The organism is Kocuria oxytropis, from assembly GCF_040981195.1.
GTDB lineage: Bacteria > Actinomycetota > Actinomycetes > Actinomycetales > Micrococcaceae > Kocuria > Kocuria oxytropis.
Genome location: NZ_JAVFXA010000068.1, coordinates 1 through 789, shown reverse-complemented (window position 1 = coordinate 789; position 789 = coordinate 1). Strand labels below are relative to the sequence as shown.

General features: G+C 50.2%; 1 rRNA gene. It reads left to right on the top strand.

The features are described from left to right. Window positions 1–789 (top strand): 23S ribosomal RNA (locus tag QYM41_RS17600); the annotation flags it as partial.

Below are 789 nucleotides of genomic sequence, written 5' to 3'. Positions count from 1 at the left end.
ATACTTTGTATACGTGGTAGGGGAGCGTTCTGTAAGCCGATGAAGGTGTGTTGAGAAGCATGCTGGAGGTATCAGAAGTGCGAATGCTGACGTGAGTAACGACAAAACGGGTGAAAAACCCGTTCGCCGAAAGACCAAGGGTTCCAGTCCAACGTTAATCGGGGCTGGGTGAGTCGACCCCTAAGGCGAGGCCGAAAGGCGTAGTCGATGGGAAAATGGTTAATATTCCATTACTTCTGTGTAATGCGATGAGAGGACGGAGAAGGCTAAATCAGCCTGGCGTTGGTTGTCCAGGTGAAAGGATGTAGGCATGTATCTTAGGCAAATCCGGGGTACTCTATGCTGAGATCTGATAGCAAGCTGTACTTGTACAGCGAAGTGGTTGATGCCATGCTTCCAGGAAAAGTCTCTAAGCTTCAGTTACACAGGAATCGTACCCGAAACCGACACAGGTGGTCAGGTCGAGTAGACCAAGGCGCTTGAGAGAACTCTGCTGAAGGAACTAGGCAAAATGGTACCGTAACTTCGGGAGAAGGTACGCTGTTGTTGGTGATGGAACTCGCTTCCTGAGCTGACGACAGCCGCAGAAACCAGGCCGCTGCAACTGTTTATTAAAAACATAGCACTCTGCAAACACGAAAGTGGACGTATAGGGTGTGATGCCTGCCCGGTGCTGGAAGGTTAATTGATGGGGTTAGCGTAAGCGAAGCTCTTGATCGAAGCCCCAGTAAACGGCGGCCGTAACTATAACGGTCCTAAGGTAGCGAAATTCCTTGTCGGGTAAGTTCC